This window comes from Streptomyces sp. DS1-CR2 (assembly GCF_055760475.1).
In genome coordinates, this window is the sequence record NZ_CM147085.1 from 4,028,637 (window position 1) to 4,047,108 (window position 18,472).

The window sequence follows — 18,472 nt, forward strand, 5'->3', positions numbered from 1 at the left end:
CGTACAAAGCACCCACGCACCCTCGACAGACCAATGTGAGAGGGGTCACCCTGTCATTCATCCACGCGGGGAGGCATGGATGGGCAGGAGCCGCAGAACAATTCCGGAGGAGCTTCTGCTGCTCGCTCTGGACCCGGCCACGGGTACCACAGCGCAGCCGCAGTCGCTCGACCTAGGTCTGGCCGGAGCACAGCTAGTAGAGCTGGCGCTGGCCGGACGGATAGCCCCAGACGGGGATCGTATCGCCGTGGTGGCACCACGGCCGACCGGAGATCCGACTTTGGACTGCGCACTGGAGTTGCTGCGAAGGCGCGGCACCCCGGTACGCGCGGTGCACTGGATCGGCGGGCCCCGACTGGGGCTGCGCCAGACGTATCTCTCGCATCTGGAAAGGTGCGGCATGGTCCATGCCGTGGCGGGCCAGATGTGCGGAGTGCTTCCGACGACTCGCTACCAAGCGACGGAAACGGAGATCAGCCGGGAGATCAGGGCCCGGCTGGACAGCGCGATCCGTACCGGCGTACCGCCGGACCCACGGACCGCGGCGCTCGCCGCACTGGCCCACGCGGTCGGACTCGGCAAGCATCTGTATCCGGGGAACGAGGGACGATCGTCCCGCTCCCGGCTGCGGGACCTGATCAGGCACGACCCCATGGGCGGCCTCGTGGCGCACGCCGTGATGGACGTCCAGAACGGTGTGGCCGCTCAGCCACGCCGCAGCCCGGCCCCGCCGGGCAGGGGAGCGCCGGAGCCCGGCAGGGTTCCGATGCAGCCGCATCACGGGTCGATGGCCCGTGCCGTGGCGCACTGAGCGAGAACTCGGCAGGACCGCGAGTATCAGCACCGCACCAACTGAACAGCCCGCACCGCAACAGCGCCGCACCGCAGTCCCCAAAGACCGGTCCGGGAGCCGCTGAGCCGCGCGGGGTGCCGGATCCGGACGTCGGGACGACGACACGGGCCGGCACCCCGCGCGGCCGCATGTCCGGCCACTGCCACACGTCCCGCCACGGCCGCATGTCCGGCCACGTGCCCAACTGTCGTGTCCGCTGCGCATATCCGCCGTTTCCCAGCGGTATGAAGCCCAGGGTGGCAATCTGCTGAGCAGCAGATTCGCAAGATACGCAAAGAATCACAGAGGCACGCAGCCGGAGGTGCACGTCCCGTGGCGTCCAACGTCAATCCCACCGTCAGGCGGCGCCGGTTGGGCCAGGAGCTGCGCCGGCTCCGCGAGCTCAAAGGCATGACCGCCGAAGAGGTGGCCGAGCGGCTCCTGGTCTCGCAGTCGAAGATCAGCAGACTCGAGAACGGGCGGCGCAGCATCAGCCAGCGCGACGTCCGCGACCTGTGCGGGGTCTACGAGGTCGAGGACCACCGCATCGTCGACTCGCTCATGCAAATGGCCAAGGACTCCCGTCAGCAGGGCTGGTGGCACTCCTTCGGTGACATCCCGTACAGCGTCTACATCGGTCTGGAGACGGACGCGGCGAGCCTGCGCGTCTACGATCCGCAGGTCGTGCCCGGTCTGCTGCAGACCCGGGCGTATGCGGAGACGCTGATCACCGGCGCGCTCCCGGAGACCACGCCGACCGACATCGACAAGCGCGTCCAGGTCCGCGTCCGCCGCCAGGAGCGCATCGCGGCCCCGGACAACCCGCTGCGGTTGTGGACCGTCCTCGACGAGTCGGCGCTGCGCCGCGTCGTCGGCAGCCGGGCCGTCATGCGCGAGCAGTTGGAGCACCTGGTCGAGCAGTCGCAGCTGCCCCATGTGACCGTGCAGGTCATTCCGTTCGACATGGGCGCGCACCCGGGCCTGAACGGCCAGTACGCGATTCTGGAGTTCCCGGACGCCGCGGATTCGAGCGTCGTCTACATCGAGGGCGTCACCAGTGATCTCTATCTGGAAAAGGCCAACGATGTGCAGAAGTACAGCGTGATGTACGAGCATCTGCGGGCACAGGCGCTGAATGTGGAGCAATCCCGACAGTTCATCGCGAAGATCGCCCAGGATTACGCGCTCCAGGAAGCGGTCTAGGGAAGACCCAAAGGCGGTCCAGAGGGACAGAATCCGCCCCGCGCGAGAAGAGTGCCGCACGGTACACCTTCGCCGCGGCGGGGCGGAAGACCCTCATGGAATATGCCATCCGGTCGAGTGAATGGCCTCTTCGCGCACCGATGTTGGCGAGTAGCGTCGATCACGCCATCAAGCACCACGTTGGCGCAATCCGCTTCACAGGAGCGGTGGCAGCACATTCGACCACTGGCTAAACCGGAGCAAAAATGGCAATTCAGCAGGGCGGCACGAATTCCTGGACCAAGTCCTCCTATTCGACGGGGAACGGCGCGTGCGTCGAGGTCAAGTCCCCTCTCCTGCACGCGATCGCAGTGCGGGACTCGAAGGCCCCCGAGGGGCCTTCGATCGGCTTCGCCCCCGAATCATGGAACTCCTTCGTGGCCGAGGTCGGCCAGGGAACCTTCGACGCCGACTGAGGGATCGGAGCGGAGCCTCATCACTGCACAGCAACACCGCACCACTGACAGAGCCCTCTCGACTGGCCCGCCGTCCTAGCCGAGAGGGCTCGGCCTCTTTCATGGGCCATTCGCCTACCGCAACCGGTCCACGTACGTGTCCGTGCCGGGGATCGTCGGGATGAACGGCGCCACCAGCTCGACGTGGCCGAGGCCCGACTCGTGAACCGCCGCGTCCAGCCCCGTGAAGTGGTCCTCCCAGCAGTCCGCCGGGTCCGCCTCCAGGAACCACAGGAGCGTCAGACGGGTGTCGACGCCCTCGACCTGCTTCACGTACGACATCCGGTCCCCCGGCAGCGGCGTCGGGCGGAAGACCGTGACCATCGCCGCCGGTGAGCCCGCGATCCGCTTCGGCAGGTGGCGGGAGCGCAGCCACTCCAGCAACTCCTCGCGCTGCTGGGGCCCTTCGGTGTCGATGACCTCCACCACCAGACCCCGGTAAGGGTGGTCGAGTGCGTGGTAGTCGCGCGGTCCGGCCGCCCCGTCGCGGTACACGGTCGCCGCGTGGTCCTGGAACGCGGTGAAGACGTGTGTGCGGTCCTGATAGACGCGCCCGTCCCGGTTGAGCCGCTTGTTGATGCCGACGGTCCACTTCATGTGGTCGTCGTAGCGGCCGTCGGTGATCCAGTACGTGGAGATGTAGCAGCCCGCGGTGACCGGCTGCGCGACCGCCGACTTCTCCGGGTAGCGCAGCAGCTGGAGTTCGCGCGTGGCCACCCAGCGGCGCCCCGAGTACATCCAGGGCATGGCCATCGCGCCGGCGTAGTAGTGGTCGTCCTCGTACCAGCGGTTGTACGCGTACTCATGGCCCGGGTGCGGCTCGACCATGGTGATCAGGGCGTGCCCGGGGCGCACCCCGTACGGGCCGACCGATGCCAGCTCCGCGTACACCTCGCTCCTCGTGTCCTCGCTCACGACGCTCCCCTTCCTTCCTCCACCGGACGGGCCTACTCTGACGCCCCGTCAGAAGAACTGCCATAGCCGGGAGGCGACCGGATGCTCCTGAACGGAAAGACAGTGGTCGTGTCGGGGGTCGGGGCCGGGCTCGGCCACCAGGTCGCCGCGGCCGTGGTGCGCGACGGCGGCAACGCCGTGCTCGGCGCGCGCACGGAGGCGAACCTCGCCAAGTCGGCCGCGGAGATCGACCCGGCCGGTACGCACACCGCGTACGCGGCGACGGACATCACCGACGAGGGCCAGTGCGAGGCGCTGGCAGGGCTCGCGCGCGAGCGGTTCGGCTCGGTCGACGCCGTGGTCCATGTCGCCGCCTGGGACAGCTACTTCGGAGGCCTTGAGGACGCGGACTTCGCGACGTGGCAGCAGGTCATCGACGTGAACCTGCTCGGCACGCTGCGCATGACGCGGGCCTGCCTGCCCGCACTGAAGGAGCGGGGCGGTTCCGTCGTCGCCATCGGCACGCAGTCGGCCGTGGCCGCGCCCTCCCAGGTGTGGCAGGCGGCGTACGCGGCCTCGAAGGGCGCGCTGACCTCCGCGATGTACTCCATGGCCCGCGAGCTCGGCCCGCACCGCATCCGGGTCAACACCGTGCTGCCCGGCTGGATGTGGGGGCCGCCGGTCGAGGCGTACGTCCAGTTCACCGCGCACACCGAGGGCGTACCGCAGGACGAGGTCCTCGGGCGGCTCACCGAGCGGATGGCGCTGCCCGAACTGGCCACGGACGGGGACGTGGCGGACGCCGCCGTGTTCCTCGCGTCCGACCGGGCGCGGGCCATCACCGGACAGTCGCTTCTGGTCAACGCGGGTGAGCTGATGCGGTAGTTGCGAACGAGCAGCCCTGACGGGCAGCCCGGACAGGCAACGCCTCCCGACCGCACGGCACCCACTGCCGTGCGGTCCTTTTTGCCCCCATCTCGATTCATGGACCTGAACGCAGGTCAATAAGTAGAACGATTTTACTGTCCCTTGACTCTCCGGTGCGTTGTCCTGGCCCTTCGGCTCCCCACACCATGAACGGCGTTCATAAGTAGGACCAGACCCCTGGAGGGGGCTCAATGAACAGTCTCGACTGGGCCGTGCTCATCGGCTATTTCGGCGTGATGATCGCGATCGGCGTCTGGTCCCACAAACGCGTGGACAACGTCTCCGACTTCTTCACCGCCGGCGGCAAGATGCCCTGGTGGCTGTCCGGCATCTCGCACCACATGTCGGGCTACAGCGCCGTCATGTTCACCGGCTACGCCGGCATCGCGTACACCTACGGCGTGACGTCCTTCGTCACCTGGTCGTTCCCCATCGCGCTCGGCATCGCGATCGGCTCGAAGCTGTTCGCGCCGCGCATCAACCGGCTGCGGTCACGCCTGCATGTGGCGTCGCCGCTCGAATACCTCAAGAACCGCTACAACCTCAAGACGCAGCAGGCGCTGGCCTGGTCGGGCATGCTCCTGAAGATCGTCGACGTCGGCGCGAAGTGGGCCGCGATCGCGACCCTGCTGTCCGTCTTCACCGGCGTCTCCCTCAACCAGGGCATTCTCATCACCGGCGCGATCACCGCCGTCTACTGCACCATCGGCGGGCTGTGGGCCGACGCCCTCACCGAGCTCGGCCAGTTCATCATCCAGCTGATCGCCGGAATCGCCATGTTCGTGGCGGTCGTCGGCAAACTCGGCCCGCACGGCGGCTTCTTCGGCGTCTGGGACGAGCCCGCGCTCCAGGGCCACGGCAAGCCGCTCGTCGGCCCGTACGGCACGATCTTCCTGCTCGCGTTCCTCTTCATCAAGCTCTTCGAGTACAACGGCGGCATGCTGAACCAGGCCCAGCGCTACATGGCCACCGGCAGCGCCCGCGAGGCCACGCGCTCGGCCCGCCTGTCCGCCGTGCTCTGGCTGGTCTGGCCGGTCGTCCTCTTCTTCCCCATGTGGGTGTCGCCGCTCCTGGTGCACGCGCAGAAGCCGGACGGTTCGGACAGTTACGGCCTGATGACCGAACAGCTCCTGCCGCACGGTCTCCTCGGCCTGGTCATCGTCGGCTTCTTCTCGCACACCATGGCCATGTGCTCGTCGGACGCGAACGCCATCGCCGCCGTCTTCACCCGTGACGTGGCGCCCGCGTTCTCGAAGAAGGCGCGGCAGTGGAACGAGCACAAGGGGCTGATCGCCGCGCGCCTGACGACGGTGGTCTTCCTGGGGCTTTCGATGGCGGTCGCCACCCAGGTCAACTCGCCCACGTTCAAGGACATCATCACCGTCGTCATCAAGTGGGTCGCCGGTCTGATGGGCCCGATCGCGATCCCGATGATGCTGGGTCTGCTGCGCACCTTCCGCAAGTCCGGTCCCACGGCGGCGCTCACCAGCTGGGCCGCGGGTCTGTTCGCCTTCTGGCTGGTCAACTACCCGATCAACTGGAACGTCGAGGGCGGCGTACCGCTCGAGTACCAGGTGTCGATCCCGCTGGCCGTCTCGCTCGTGCTGTACATCCTCATCGGCTACGTGAAGCCGGAGGACACTCCGGAGCGGGACGCGCTCATCGAGCGCATCAACACGGACAACGACGGGTCCGCCGCAGCGGCGGCCGTTCCGGCGCCGGCGGAGCCGCAGGACGGGGCGGTGGGCTCGCAGCCGCCCGGCCGGCTCTCGTAACGGCTGTTCCTCACCGGGCGCCGGGCGGGCTGATCACAGCCGGTCCGGCGCTTCGGCGTTCACGCCCTCGGGTAGCGGGCCAGCCACCCCGGCGAGGATGCCGCGGGGCTGTGCAGGGCTGGCCCCTGCGTCATCTCCATCGCGAAGTCGTCGGCGAGCTCCAGGACGGTGGGGCGGCCCTCCAGCTCGGTCACCCAGCCCGGCGGCAGCGCGGTCTCGCCGTGCAGGGCGCCGAGCAGGCCCCCGCACAGCGCGCCCGTCGCCTCGGACGGGCCGCCGTGGTTCACCGCGAGACACAGGCCGTGCCGTATGTCGTCGCCCACCAGGGTGCAGTACACCGCCACGGCGAGCACGCCCTCCGCGAGCCCGTCTCCCACGAGTTCGTCGACGCGGGCGGCCGACGGCATGCCCTGGCGGACCGCGCCGAGCGCGTGCTTGAGCGCGTCCGTGACCGGCTGGTGCCCCGGCCGCGCGGCCAGCAGGACGAGGGCGCGCTGCACGGCGCCGTCCAGGCTCTCGCCGCGCGCGAGTCCGTGCACCAGGACCGCGTACACCCCCGCGGAGAGGTAGGCGGCGGGCGCGCCGTGCGTCTGGACCGCGCACTCGGCGGCGAGCTGGAAGACGAGCTGCGGCTCCCAGCCGACGAGCAGGCCGAACGGGGCCGAACGGGCGGCCGGCGCGGATCCGGCGGCGCCCGGGTTCTTCGGCTTCTCCAGGGTCCCCATGACGTCGTTGCCGAGTCCGAGGAGGCAGTCGCGGGAGGCGCCGCGGCGCGAGTACAGCCACTCCTCGCGGGCCAGCCAGCCGTCCTCCTTGCGGCGCTCGTCCGGGCCCCAGTCGCGCTGGGTCGCGGCCCAGCGGAGGTAGGCGCGGTGCACGTCGGTCGGCGGATGCCAGGCGCCCGTGTCGCGCCGCACCTGCGCCCTTATCAGGCCGTCCACGGTGAAGAGCGCCTGCTGCGTGGCGGCGGTGACGGCGCCGCGGCGCCCGTAAGCGGGAGCGAGGTCGGTGAGTCCCTGCGGACCGTGCGCGGCCCTGACCTCCTCGAGGGAGAGCCCGGCCAGCGGCGCCCCGAGGGCATCGCCGAGCGCGGCCCCGATGAGCGTGCCGCGGACCCGGCTGCGGAAATCCTGCTGCTCGGCGCGGCCCCATACGGCCGATGAGGGTCCCCCCTGCTTGGGGGTCAGTGGGGCTGCCACGGGGAGCTCCCCTCCGGGTCTCGTTACGCGTGCGACGGCTGCGCAGCACTGTAATCGACGGGGCGTACCCGGTTGAGAGCCGAAGTGGCACAGGCGAAGTCGCCCTTGAGACCAATTCACCCGCTTTTCTTCCGCAAACCGGACGATGTCCCGAGGCGCGGCCCGGGGACCTGCGGCGCGCCGCCGCTCGACCGCCGTCCGACGTGCGGTGTGCGGTGTGCGGCGACGCTCGCCGCGATGTCGCCGGGCCAGGCCGCCGTGTACAAGCCGATGCTTGACGTCCGCCCGTAGTACCTGCACTCGGGCTGCCGGTCGGCTGACATCGTCCAGGCCATCCACGTCCGTGACTCCAAGAACCGGCGAGGCCCTCGACCGGCCTTCTCCGACAGCTTCTGGCGGGGATTCGTCGCCTACGCCGCGTACCGTTCCTGAACGGCGTCCCTTGCTGCCACGACCCGCGCCAGACGGGGGGCGAGGCGGGTGCGGTCCGCGCCTTGGCTGTTGAGGAGCTCCGTCAGGGCGAGTGCGATCTCGGTGAGATCGTCCCAGGCCGCTCCGGAGGCCAACAGCTCGGCGAGACGGCTGTCCAGGGCGGGCCAGTCGGCGAGAGCCGCGGAACTGAGCAGCAGAAGGTTCTGATCCTTCACGCGGGTGGAGAGTTCCGGGACCGCCGCAAGCTGCTCGGCGTCCCGCCACAACGCTTCCGCCGCGTGCACGTCACCGACGCCGGCGGTGAGGGCGAGTTCTATGCTCCCGGCCACGACGTCCTGTGTGCGCAGCCGCGTCGCCACTTGCCGTGCCGCGGCCAGGTTCCCGAGCAGGCGCAGCGCGTAGACCTCGACCTGAAGTGCGGGGCCGTCCGTCCCGTCGCCGGCCGCTCCCCGCTGCCCCAGCTCCGCCAGGGTCTGCTCCGCATGCCCCTGGTACAGATGGATCACGGCGCGAGCGAGATGGTTATGCCCCTGGTCTCCGCCCAGCTCCACGTGCCGGGCGAGATCCTCCCAGGCCTGGTCCAGGCGGCCCACGGCCAGGGACACGCTGATGCGAATCTCGAGATACTCGGCGGACGACGGGGCGAGCTCGACTGCCCGATCGGCGTCCGCGAGGGCCTGGGGGAAGTCACGCAGATACCGGTTCACCTCGGCTCTCTGCGCCCGCCCCCAGGCGTAGTCCGGGTCCAGCTCCAGCGACCTGCTCAGCGCGGCCAGCGCCTCGTCGTCACGGTCGAGCCGGTAGAGGATCACGCCTCGGCACGCGTGGGCCTGCACGTACTCCGCGTCCAGTCCGATCGCCCGGTCGAATTCGGCGAGAGCCTCCGCGTACCGCCGGGTCAGGCGCAGGACCTCGCCGCGCTCGACGGCCACCCAGGCCAGATCCGGCCCCAGTTCCTTCGCGCGGTCCAGGTCTGCCATCGCGCGGTCCGGTGCGTCCAGGCGATACGACGTCTTCGCCCGTTGGACCAGTGCCCATACGTAGTCGGGGTCGAGTTCGACGGCCCGGTCGAGAGCCGTAAGCGCCTCCGCGGCGCGGTCGAGGCTCCTGAGGGTCACTCCCCGGCGGGCATGCGTGACCTCGTCCGTACCGTCCAGGCCGAGAGCCACGTCGAAGTCGGCCAGGGCCTCCTCGTACCGGCCCTCCTCGCGAAGGGCCTCCGCCCTTTCCCTGCGGTACCAGGCGTTGTCCGGCTGGCTCTCCACCGCGCGGTCGAGATCCGCCAGGGCCTGCGCCGTCTCGTCGCGCGCGTTCCTCACCCCGGCCCGCTGCACCAGCGCCCACCCGTAGTCCGGGCTGAGTTCGATCGCCCGGTCCAGGTCGCGCAGGGCCAGTTCGTCGTGGTCCGTCGCGTGATGGGTCACGCCCCGGCTCGCATAGGCGGCGGCATACGCGTCGTCGATGCTCAGGGCCCGGTCGAACTCCGCGAGAGCTTCCGGGTAGCGGCCGGCGATGCGCAGGTATTCGCCGCGCTCGAGAGCCACCCAGGTGTCGTCCGGGCCCGCGCTCAGCGCTCGGTCCAGGTCCTCCCAGTGCCGCGTGCCGTCGCCCCGGTCCCTCCACACCTTGGCCCGGTAGATCAGCGCCCGCGAGTCGGTCGGATCCATGGCGATGGCCCGGTTGAGCGCGTCGAGGGCCTCGTCGCCGCGCCCCAGCTCGTACAGCGAAAGCCCCTTGATCACCAAGGCCTCGCACCCGTCCGAGCCGAGTTCCAGGGCGCGGTCGGCGTCCGCCAGCGCCTCTTGGAGGTGGTCCAGGAGCCAGTGCGCCTCCGCCCGTCCGATCAGGAAGTCGACGTCACCCGGCTCGAGTTCCACCGCCCGGTCCAGATCGACGAGGCCGTCCGCGAAAAAGATGCGGCCCTGCATGAGTCGGGTGTAACCGCGCCCGTAGTACGCCCTCGCCTGCTCGGCGTCCAGCTCGATGGCGCGGTCGTACTCGGCCACCGCGCGCTCGAGCTGCCTCTCGTGGCGCAGGTCCCGGCCCCGTACCGTCCGGATGAGCGCCCTTGTCCGGGGGTCCTGCGCCGCCCGGTCGAGGAGCAGCCCCAGGGCCGCGACGGTCCCTCCCGCTTCCAGGGCGCCGAGCAGGTCACGCCCCCACTCGGCCACGGTGTCCGCGCCCGCGTCGTCCCCCGCCTCCGCGATCATCTGCGCCCAGGCCCGTCCGACGGACTCCCCCTCGTCGATCGCGTCGACGACCTCCCGCAGGACGCCGGGCAGCGCGGCGCGGGGGCCCGCGCACAGCAGGTGGTACGACTGGGCGAGGCGCAGCTCGCGCCAGCCCCTCGCCGACCACGGGTCGGACCCGGACAGTCCCGCCTCCGCCTCCGCCCGCCATGCGCCGAACGTCTCCGCGAGCCGCGTCTGCCGGTCCGCCCAGTCCCGCGGCGACTGATGGCGCTGCAGCCGCAGCATCTGCGAGCGCACCACCCCGTGGTACTGGACCCGGTCGCCCCGGTCGCTGACGAACGCGAGCCCGCGCAGCCATCCGTACAGCGTCGCGGCGTCGTCGTCCGGGCTCCCCACGGCGGCCCGGAAGACGTCCGCGTCGAGGCGGCGCGGAAGAGCACAGGCGAGGGCGACGGCGCGCCGCACTTCGTCCTGTTCCCACTTCAGGAACCGCTCGACGGCCGTGGGGCTCGGGTCGCCGACGTCGTCAGGGTCGGCGGGCCGGCTCTCGGCAAGGGTGGAGACCAGGACGGGGAGGCCGCCCGTCAGCCGCAGCACCTCTTCGACGACAGGCTCGGCGACCACTCCCCTGTCCGCGAGCAGGCCCCGCGACTCGGCCTCCGTGAAGGGTTCGAGCGGGATGTTCCCCACGTAATCGGCGTAGCCGCCCCATCGCGACGCATCGAAGTCACGCTGGCCGGCGGTGGTCACCACGACGTTCGCGGGAAGCGTCCCGTACCGCTCCGTCGTCATCACATCCCGCAGCCACCCGTCCAGGAACGGCCCGGTCCGCTCGTACGTGTCGAAGAACAGCACGACCCACGGCACGCAAGCGGCGATGTGTGCCAGCTCGGTGAGCAGGACCGGGGTCAGGGACTTCTCCGGCGCCAGGACCAGTTGCGCGTCCTCCTGGCTGCCCAGCCGAGCGCTGAGGCCCGCCTTCAGCCGGTCGGCTCCACGTGCGAGCGGGGCGGGGTCCACGGCCCCGGCGAACGCTCCGACGCCCGGCACGAGTCCGAGACCCACCAGGCCCGCCCGTGCCACTGCCATGCTGCCCGCCGAGGGCGAGGCGGGCTCGGGCTGCTCCGGAACCAGGGCCGCGGCGGACGCCGACTCGGCCTCGTGACGGCGCTCCCGGTGTGCGGCGAGCCGCCGGTCGAGGTCCTTGAGGCGATGCCCCTGCGCGGCGAACTGGGAGCCGAGCGCCGCCAGAGCCTCCGGAACGCTGCCCACCGCCTCGTCGACGTACGCCGTCAGCGCGCCGCGCTCGCGCGCCACCTGCTCGAGTTCCCGCACCAGGAAGGTCTTGCCGACCCCGGCGTTTCCGTGGATATGGAACAGGAACCGATGCCGCTCGTCGTCCACCGGTATCTCGAAGTTGCCCCGGAACGCGGAGAGTTCGTCACGTCGGCCCACGAATCCCGCGCGCCTGCGCCGACGAATCAGCTCCTGCATCGACGGCCCTGAAGCGCCCACGGCGCACACCCCTCCCCGTCACCGCCAGATCCCTGCCCCTCAGTGTGCCGCACGTCCCGAACGAGGGCCGCTTCATGCGCTGTTACAGGCTTGGGACGTGCGTACTCCGGGGGCGCGTACAACGTTTCCCTCGGGTGGCCCGTCTTTCTTCACGTAACCAGGAACACCCCCACAGGACACCAAGAAGGATGGGAACAGTGCGCCGCACACTTGTCACAGCCCTCGCCGTCACCGCGCTCGCCGTGCCGCTCGGACTCGCGTCCGCCGCCGGCACCGCCGCCGCCGCCGCCGCCACACCCGTTCCGCCTCACGTCCCCGCCACGGACTTCAACCACGACGGGTACCAGGACCTCGTGCTCGGGGCGCCGGGCGCGACCGTGTCCGGGAAAGAGACCGCCGGGGCCGTCTCCGTGGTCTACGGCGGGAAGAACGGGCCGGACATCGCGCACGCCAAGGTCTTCAGCCGCTCCACCACCGGGATTCCCGGGGCCGCCGAGGAGGGCGGCTACTTCGGGGAGCGCGTCACCAGCGGCGACCTCGACGGGGACTCGTACACCGACCTCGTCGTCGCCGGGCTCGGCGGCGCGCCGAGCGTCGTGCTGTGGGGTTCGGCCGCCGGGCTGAGCGGGCAGGGCAGTGTCGCGCTGCCCACGTCGACCGGGATGTTCGCCGTCGGCGACTTCAACGGCGACGGGCACCGCGACCTCGTCACCGACGACTACCCGCGCAGCGACGACCCGGACGACGACACCGCCGGGATGACCCTCTCCTACGGCCCCTTCGACCGCGCGAGCGGCAAGCCGGCGAGCCAGGACACCATCGCCACCAGCCAGACCTTCGGCCCCTCCGACATCGTCGTCGGCGACATGACCGGGGACGGGGCCGACGATATCGTCACGAGCCACGGCTTCGAGGAGTCCGCGTACGCCAGCAAGTTCTGGAAGGGCGGCAAGTCCGGTGTCAGCCACACCGCGAAGTCGCTGACGTCGTCGTTCCGCGGCGCCGTCGGTGACGTCGACGGCGACGGGTACGGCGACCTCGTCGTCCACGACATCGGCGACAACTACGAGGACATCCCGTACGAGAAGGGCACCGTCCTCGTCATGTACGGGACCGCGGACGGACCCTCGACGACCCGCACGAAGACCATCACGCAGGACACGGCCGGCGTGCCCGGGGTCGGCGAGAGCGGCGACATGTTCGGCACCGACCTCTCCGCCGGTGACGTGAACGGCGACGGCTACGCGGACATCGCCGTCGGCGTGCCCGGCGAGGCCATCGGCAGCATCAAGGACGCCGGCAGCGTCGTCCTGCTCAAGGGCGGCCGCGGTGGCCTGTCCGGCACGGGCTCGCAGGCCTTCAACCAGTCCACGACGGCCGTGCCCGGCGCCTCGGAGACGGGCGACGGCTTCGGCCAGAAGGTCCTCCTGTCCGACCTGAACGGCGACGGCAAGGCCGACCTGACCGCCACCGCTCCACTGGAGGACGGCACGTACACCGACTCCGGCGCCGCCTGGGTGCTGCGCGGGGCCACCGGCGGGCTCACCACGAGCGGCATCACGTCGTTCGGCGCCGCCGCCGTCCATGTCCCGGAGAAGAACGCCCAGTTGGGGCAGGACCTCATCGGTCACTGACGGACCAGGGTGGGTGGGCCCATGGGCTCACCCACCCTGGCCTCGCACAGAGCCGCGCAGTCCCGCGCAGTCTCGCTCAGTCCCCCAGCACCGGCAGCAGTTCCGGCAGGTGGCCGTCCGAGGCCGTCGCCGCGCGCTGCCGCTCCTGGGGGACCTCCCCGTACAGCGTCGTGCGCGGCTTCGCCGGGCGGCCCGCTTCCTCCGCGATCGTGATGAGGTCCTTGACGGAGCGGTACGAGCCGTAACTGGAGCCCGCCATACGGGAGATGGTCTCCTCCATCAGCGTGCCGCCCAGGTCGTTCGCCCCCGAGCGCAGCATCTCCGCGGCGCCCTCCGTGCCCAGCTTCACCCAGCTCGTCTGGATGTTCGGGATGTGGGGGTGCAGGAGGACGCGGGCCATGGCGGTGACGGCCCTGTTGTCCCGGGTCGTCGGGCCAGGGCGCGCGATGCCCGCCAGATAGACCGGCGCGTTGGTGTGGATGAACGGGAGGGTCACGAACTCCGTGAAGCCGCCCACGTTTTTGGACAGGGCGGCCTGCTGAATACCGGCGAGTGTGCGGAAGTGGCCGAGCCAGTGGCGGGGCTGGTCCACATGCCCGTACATCATCGTCGACGACGAGCGGATGCCCAGCTCGTGGGCCGTCTTGATGACCTCGACCCATGTCGCCGTGGGGAGCTTGCCCTTGGTGAGGACCCAGCGGACCTCGTCGTCGAGGATCTCGGCGGCCGTGCCGGGGATCGAGTCGAGGCCGGCCTCCTTCGCCGCGGTCAGCCAGTCCCGGATCGACATGCCCGTGCGCGTCGCGCCGTTCACCACCTCCATCGGGGAGAACGCGTGCACATGCATGCCGGGGACACGCTCCTTCACCGCCTTCGCGATGTCGAAGTAGGCCGTGCCCGGCAGGTCGGGGTGGATGCCGCCCTGCATGCACACCTCGACCGCGCCCACGTCCCACGCCTGCTCGGCGCGGTCGGCGACCTGGGAGAGCGAGAGCGTGTACGCGTCCGCGTCGGTGCGGCGCTGCGCGAAGGCGCAGAAGCGGCAGCCGGTGTAGCAGACGTTCGTGAAGTTGATGTTCCTCGTGACGATGTACGTGACGTCGTCGCCGTTCACCGTCTTGCGGATGTCGTCCGCGATGCCGCAGAGGGCGTCGAGCGCCGGGCCGTCCGCGTGCAGCAGCGCGAGCGCCTCGTCGTCGGTGAGCTTCGTCGGGTCGTCGGCCGCCGTCGCGAGCGCGGCGCGCACATCGCTGTCGATGCGCTGCGGGACCATGCCGGGCGCGGCCTGCTCGCGCAGCGCCTCCCAGTCGCCGTACACGTCGTCGAAGTCGTCGCGCCGGTCGGAGGTGCGGCCCGTCGTGTCGATGGTGCGGTGCAGGTCCGTGCGGCCGGTGGCGGTGAAGCCCTCGTCGGGCTCCTGCCAGGGCAGGCCCTCGGGGCGCGCGCCCTCGTCGGCGAGGCCCGTCTCGGCACGGGCGAGGGCCCGTACGTGCGGAAGGAGGCGCGGGTCGAGCCACGGTTCGCCGCGCTCGATGAACTCCGGGTAGATCGTGAGGCGTTCGCGCAGCTCGAAGCCCGCCTCGCCGGTCTTCGCGGCGAGCTCGTCGATGTGCGGCCAGGGGCGCTCGGGGTTCACATGGTCCGGGGTCAGCGGGGACACCCCGCCCCAGTCGTCGATTCCGGCGCCGATCAGGAGCGCGTACTCCTCGTCGACCAGGTTCGGCGGGGCCTGGATGCGGGCGGAGGGGCCGAGGATGTGGCGGGCGACCGCGATGCACGCGGCCAGCTCCTCCAGCTCGGCGTCCGGCATGCCGCGCATCGCCGTGTCCGGCTTGGCGCGGAAGTTCTGGACGATGACTTCCTGGATGCCGTGGTAGCTGCGCTGGATACGGCGCAGCTGGAAGAGCGAGTCGGCCCGCTCCTCGTACGACTCGCCGATGCCGATGAGGACGCCGGTGGTGAACGGGACGTTCGACCGGCCCGCGTCCTCCAGGACCCGCAGCCGGACGGCGGGTTCCTTGTCGGGCGAGCCGTGGTGCGGGCCGCCGGGCTCGGACCACAGGCGCGTCGCCGTCGTCTCCAGCATCATCCCCATGGACGGCGCGACCGGCTTGAGGCGCTGGAGGTCGGTCCACGTCATGACGCCGGGGTTGAGGTGCGGGAGCAGGCCCGTCTCCTCCAGGACGCGGATCGCCATGGCGCGCACATAGGCGAGCGTGTCGTCGTACCCGTGCGCGTCCAGCCACTCGCGGGCCTCGGGCCAGCGGTCCTCGGGCCGGTCGCCGAGCGTGAACAGGGCTTCCTTGCAGCCCATCTCGGCGCCGCGGCGGGCGATGTCGAGGACCTCGTCCGGCGACAGGTACATCCCGTGGCCGTCCCGGCGCAGCTTCCCGGGGACGGTCACGAACGTGCAGTAGTGGCACTTGTCCCGGCACAGCCGGGTCAGCGGGATGAAGACCTTCTTCGAATAGGTGATGACGCCCGGACGGCCCGCGGCCTTCAGGCCCGCGTCGCGCACGCGCGCGGCGGACGCCGTCAGGTCCCGCAGGTCGTCGCCGCGGGCCTGGAGCAGGACCGCCGCCTCGGCCATGTCGAGGGCAACGCCGTCGCGGGACCGCTTCAACGCGCGGCGCATCGCGTTGGCAGTGGGTCGTACAGCCTCCGGATCACTCATGCTCCCGAGGATACGAGCGCCCGCCGACAACGTCTGCGCCGCGCCGACGTGCGCGGGATCACGCGACGTACACGTTTCACCCGCGCCCGCCGCCCGTCCTGGACAGATGCTGGACAGGCTGCCTACAGGTACTGCTTACAGATACTGCCTACAGGTACTGCTCGTACTCGTCGAGGATCTTGAGGACCGGAGCCTCGTCCGCCGGGGGCAGTTGGAGGACGACCTCGTCTATGCCGAGCTCCTCGTAGTGCGCGAGCTTGCCCGGGCTCGGCAGCACCGCGTACGGGACGACGTGCAGGTCCGCCGGGTCGCGGCCCGCCTCCTCCCAGCCGGCCCGCAGCACGGGCATCGACTCGGTCAGGCCGCGCCCGCCGATCGGCAGCCAGCCGTCCGCGTACTCGGTGATGTGCGCGAACAGCTTCGGGCCCGCCGCTCCCCCGATCAGCGTGCGGGGCGCGCCGCCCGCCGGCTTCGGGTAGGCGTGACTGGCCCGCACCGACACCCCGAACTCGCCCTCGTACGCGGTCGGTTCCTGCGCCCACAGGGCCCGCATGAGGCCCATGCGCTCCCGGCCGAGCTCGCGCCGCGTGCGCCATGCGACGCCGTGGTCTGCGGCCTCCTCGACGTTCCAGCCGAAGCCGAGACCCAGCGTGAAGCGGCCGCCGGAGAGGTGGTCGAGGGTGGCGATCTGCTTCGCCAGGTCGATGGGGTCGTGCTGGGCGATCAGGGTGATGCCGGTGCCGAGCCCGAGCCGCTCGGTGACGGCCGCGGCCTGCCCGAGCGCCACGAACGGGTCGAGGGTGCGGCCGTACTCGGCGGGCAGATCACCCCCGGCCGGATACCGCGTCGCCCGCTCCACCGGGATATGGGTGTGCTCGGGCAGATACAGCCCGGCGAACCCGCGTTGCTCCAGCTCACGTGCGAGCCGCACGGGCGTGATGGTCTCGTCGGTCAGGAAGATCGTGGTCGAGATCCGCATGGGGCATTACTACCCGGCCCTCCTCCAGGAGTCCACGGACTCCCCGGCAGGGACAGTCGTAAGACTCCGATCCCCTTCCCTTACAGGGGAGTTCACGGCTCAATACGAGAGTTGCCTGCACCACCCACGTCACAGACGGAACGTCACGACACTCTGGGAGCCGCAGTATGTGCGACGACGACCACACGACGACCGGCCTAGGCAGACGCGCGCTGTTCGTGACGGGAGCGGCTACCGCGCTTACGTTGAGCAGTGTGAGCTTCGCGAGCGCGGCCGACGGCCGCACACCGGCGGACGGTACGCAGAAGACGAGGACGGTCAGGGGGACGCTGCCGCCCGGCTCCCCCGACTTCGTGTACGTGCCGGTCGAGGTGCCGCGCGGGGTCCGCGAGATCCACGTCGCGTACACCTACACGAAGGCGACCGTCCCGGCCGGCACGCAGAACAACGCCCTGGACATCGGGGTGTTCGACGAACGGGGCACCGCGCTCGGCGGGAAGGGCTTCCGCGGCTGGTCGGGCGGCGCGCGCACCGAGTTCTTCGTACGGGCCGACGACGCGACGCCGGGCTACATCCCGGGCCCGGTCCGCGCGGGCACCTGGCACATCGCGCTCGGCCCGTACACCGTGGCACCCGAGGGCCTCCCGTACGAGCTGACCGTCACGCTCACGTACGGCGAGCAGGGCGAGACCCCGAAGCCCGTCTACCCGCCCTCGCGCGCGAGGGGCCGGGGCCGCGCCTGGTACCGGGGCGACTGCCATCTGCACTCCTGGTACTCCGACGGAAAGCGCACCCCCGCCGAGATCGCGGCCCTCGCCCGCGCGGCCGGCCTTGACTTCATCAACACGTCCGAGCACAACACGCACTCCGCGCACGCCCACTGGGCCGACCAGGCGGGCGACGACCTGCTCATCATGCTCGGCGAGGAGATCACGACCCGTAACGGGCACGTGGTGGCGCTCGGCACGGACCCCGGCACGTTCGTCGACTGGCGCTACCGCGCCCGCGACAACCGCTTCGGCAAGTACGCGGCCGAGATCCGCCGCGCCGGCGGCCTCGTCGTCCCCGCCCACCCGCACGCCACCTGCGTCGGCTGCAACTGGAAGTTCGGCTTCGGCGAGGCGGACGCGGTCGAGGTGTGGAACGGCCCGTACACCCCGGACGACGAGGTCTCCCTCGCCGACTGGGACAACACGCTGGTGGCGTCCGTCCGGGGTTCGCGTCAGTGGATCCCGGCGATGGGAAACAGCGACGCCCACCGCGACCCGGACCGCATCGGCGGCCCGCAGACGGTGGTCCTCGCCGACGACCTGACCCGCGAGGCCATCCAGGCGGGCATCAAGGCGGGCCGCTCGTACGTCGCCGAGTCGAAGTCCGTGGAGCTGACGTTCACGGCGTCCGGCTCGCGGGGCGAGCACGCGGGCATCGGCGAGCGCCTCCACGTGGACCCCGACGCGCCAGTCACCGTCCGCCTGGAGGTCAAGGGCGCCCCGGGCTGCACGCTCCACCTGGTCACGGACCAGGGCACCCTGTTCACCGCGCCGGCGCTCCCCGAGTCCGGGTCGGGCACGGCCGAGTGGCGCACGACGGCGTCGTACGCGGCCTACGTACGCGCCGAGGTCCGTCACCCGGCGACGGCCCCGGGCCTGCCGGGGGCGCTCACCGCGTTCACGAACCCGGTGTTCCTGGGGGCGTAGGAGTCCAACTTCCCTGAAGACGAGC

At 70.9% G+C, this 18,472-nt stretch carries 13 protein-coding genes; 8 read left to right on the forward strand and 5 right to left on the reverse strand.

The annotated features are described in order from the left end of the window. The first annotated feature begins 79 nt into the window (after positions 1-79). From ACY0PA_RS19395 to ACY0PA_RS19405, 3 genes are all read left to right on the forward strand, one after another. Positions 80-811 (forward strand): GOLPH3/VPS74 family protein, encoded by a 732-nt coding sequence (locus tag ACY0PA_RS19395; protein ID WP_473085800.1) that lies wholly within the window; start codon positions 80-82, stop codon positions 809-811. Positions 812-1,165: 354 nt separating this feature from the next. Beyond that, on the forward strand, positions 1,166-2,035 hold the full coding sequence (locus ACY0PA_RS19400) for a helix-turn-helix domain-containing protein (RefSeq protein WP_453455758.1): 870 nt from the start codon (positions 1,166-1,168) through the stop codon (positions 2,033-2,035). Between the two features lie 245 nt (positions 2,036-2,280). Next, positions 2,281-2,490: a DUF397 domain-containing protein gene (locus tag ACY0PA_RS19405; RefSeq protein ID WP_473085801.1), complete on the forward strand. Its 210-nt coding sequence runs from the start codon at positions 2,281-2,283 to the stop codon at positions 2,488-2,490. A 114-nt stretch (positions 2,491-2,604) separates the two neighbouring features. Here the strand turns inward: ACY0PA_RS19405 and ACY0PA_RS19410 are convergent, their stop codons facing one another. Continuing rightward, positions 2,605-3,444 (reverse strand): hypothetical protein, encoded by an 840-nt coding sequence (locus tag ACY0PA_RS19410; protein WP_473085802.1) that lies wholly within the window; start codon positions 3,442-3,444, stop codon positions 2,605-2,607. Between the two features lie 81 nt (positions 3,445-3,525). Between ACY0PA_RS19410 and ACY0PA_RS19415 the strand changes: the two genes are divergently transcribed. Continuing rightward, on the forward strand, positions 3,526-4,308 hold the full coding sequence (locus tag ACY0PA_RS19415; protein ID WP_473085803.1) for an SDR family oxidoreductase: 783 nt from the start codon (positions 3,526-3,528) through the stop codon (positions 4,306-4,308). Positions 4,309-4,541: 233 nt separating this feature from the next. Beyond that, a complete protein-coding gene (locus tag ACY0PA_RS19420; RefSeq protein ID WP_473085804.1) occupies positions 4,542-6,125 on the forward strand; it encodes a sodium:solute symporter family protein in 1,584 nt (527 codons plus the stop codon). 59 nt (positions 6,126-6,184) lie between these two features. Here ACY0PA_RS19420 and ACY0PA_RS19425 read toward each other — a convergent pair whose 3' ends face one another. Beyond that, positions 6,185-7,324 (reverse strand): ADP-ribosylglycohydrolase family protein, encoded by a 1,140-nt coding sequence (locus ACY0PA_RS19425; protein ID WP_473085805.1) that lies wholly within the window; start codon positions 7,322-7,324, stop codon positions 6,185-6,187. 333 nt (positions 7,325-7,657) lie between these two features. Between ACY0PA_RS19425 and ACY0PA_RS19430 the strand changes: the two genes are divergently transcribed. Then, positions 7,658-7,756: a DUF397 domain-containing protein gene (locus tag ACY0PA_RS19430; protein WP_473086366.1), complete on the forward strand. Its 99-nt coding sequence runs from the start codon at positions 7,658-7,660 to the stop codon at positions 7,754-7,756. On the opposite strand, the gene ACY0PA_RS19435 is transcribed toward ACY0PA_RS19430, so the two are convergent. After that, positions 7,735-11,463 carry a tetratricopeptide repeat protein gene (locus tag ACY0PA_RS19435; protein ID WP_473085806.1) on the reverse strand — a complete coding sequence of 1,243 codons (3,729 nt, stop codon included), beginning with the start codon at positions 11,461-11,463 and terminating at the stop codon, positions 7,735-7,737. The two genes, ACY0PA_RS19430 and ACY0PA_RS19435, sit on opposite strands and share 22 nt — an antisense overlap. Positions 11,464-11,651: 188 nt before the next feature. Here ACY0PA_RS19435 and ACY0PA_RS19440 point away from each other — a divergent pair, with 188 nt between their 5' ends. Continuing rightward, positions 11,652-13,097 carry an FG-GAP-like repeat-containing protein gene (locus ACY0PA_RS19440; RefSeq protein ID WP_473085807.1) on the forward strand — a complete coding sequence of 482 codons (1,446 nt, stop codon included), beginning with the start codon at positions 11,652-11,654 and terminating at the stop codon, positions 13,095-13,097. Positions 13,098-13,173: 76 nt separating this feature from the next. On the opposite strand, the gene ACY0PA_RS19445 is transcribed toward ACY0PA_RS19440, so the two are convergent. Together ACY0PA_RS19445 and ACY0PA_RS19450 are read right to left on the reverse strand one after the other, a co-directional pair. Continuing rightward, a complete protein-coding gene (locus ACY0PA_RS19445) occupies positions 13,174-15,771 on the reverse strand; it encodes a bifunctional FO biosynthesis protein CofGH (RefSeq protein ID WP_473085808.1) in 2,598 nt (865 codons plus the stop codon). 148 nt (positions 15,772-15,919) lie between these two features. Continuing rightward, positions 15,920-16,750 (reverse strand): LLM class F420-dependent oxidoreductase, encoded by an 831-nt coding sequence (locus ACY0PA_RS19450; protein ID WP_473085809.1) that lies wholly within the window; start codon positions 16,748-16,750, stop codon positions 15,920-15,922. A 167-nt stretch (positions 16,751-16,917) separates the two neighbouring features. On the opposite strand from ACY0PA_RS19450, the gene ACY0PA_RS19455 reads away from it, so the two are divergent. Beyond that, positions 16,918-18,447 carry a CehA/McbA family metallohydrolase gene (locus tag ACY0PA_RS19455; protein WP_473085810.1) on the forward strand — a complete coding sequence of 510 codons (1,530 nt, stop codon included), beginning with the start codon at positions 16,918-16,920 and terminating at the stop codon, positions 18,445-18,447. Positions 18,448-18,472 lie beyond the last annotated feature (25 nt).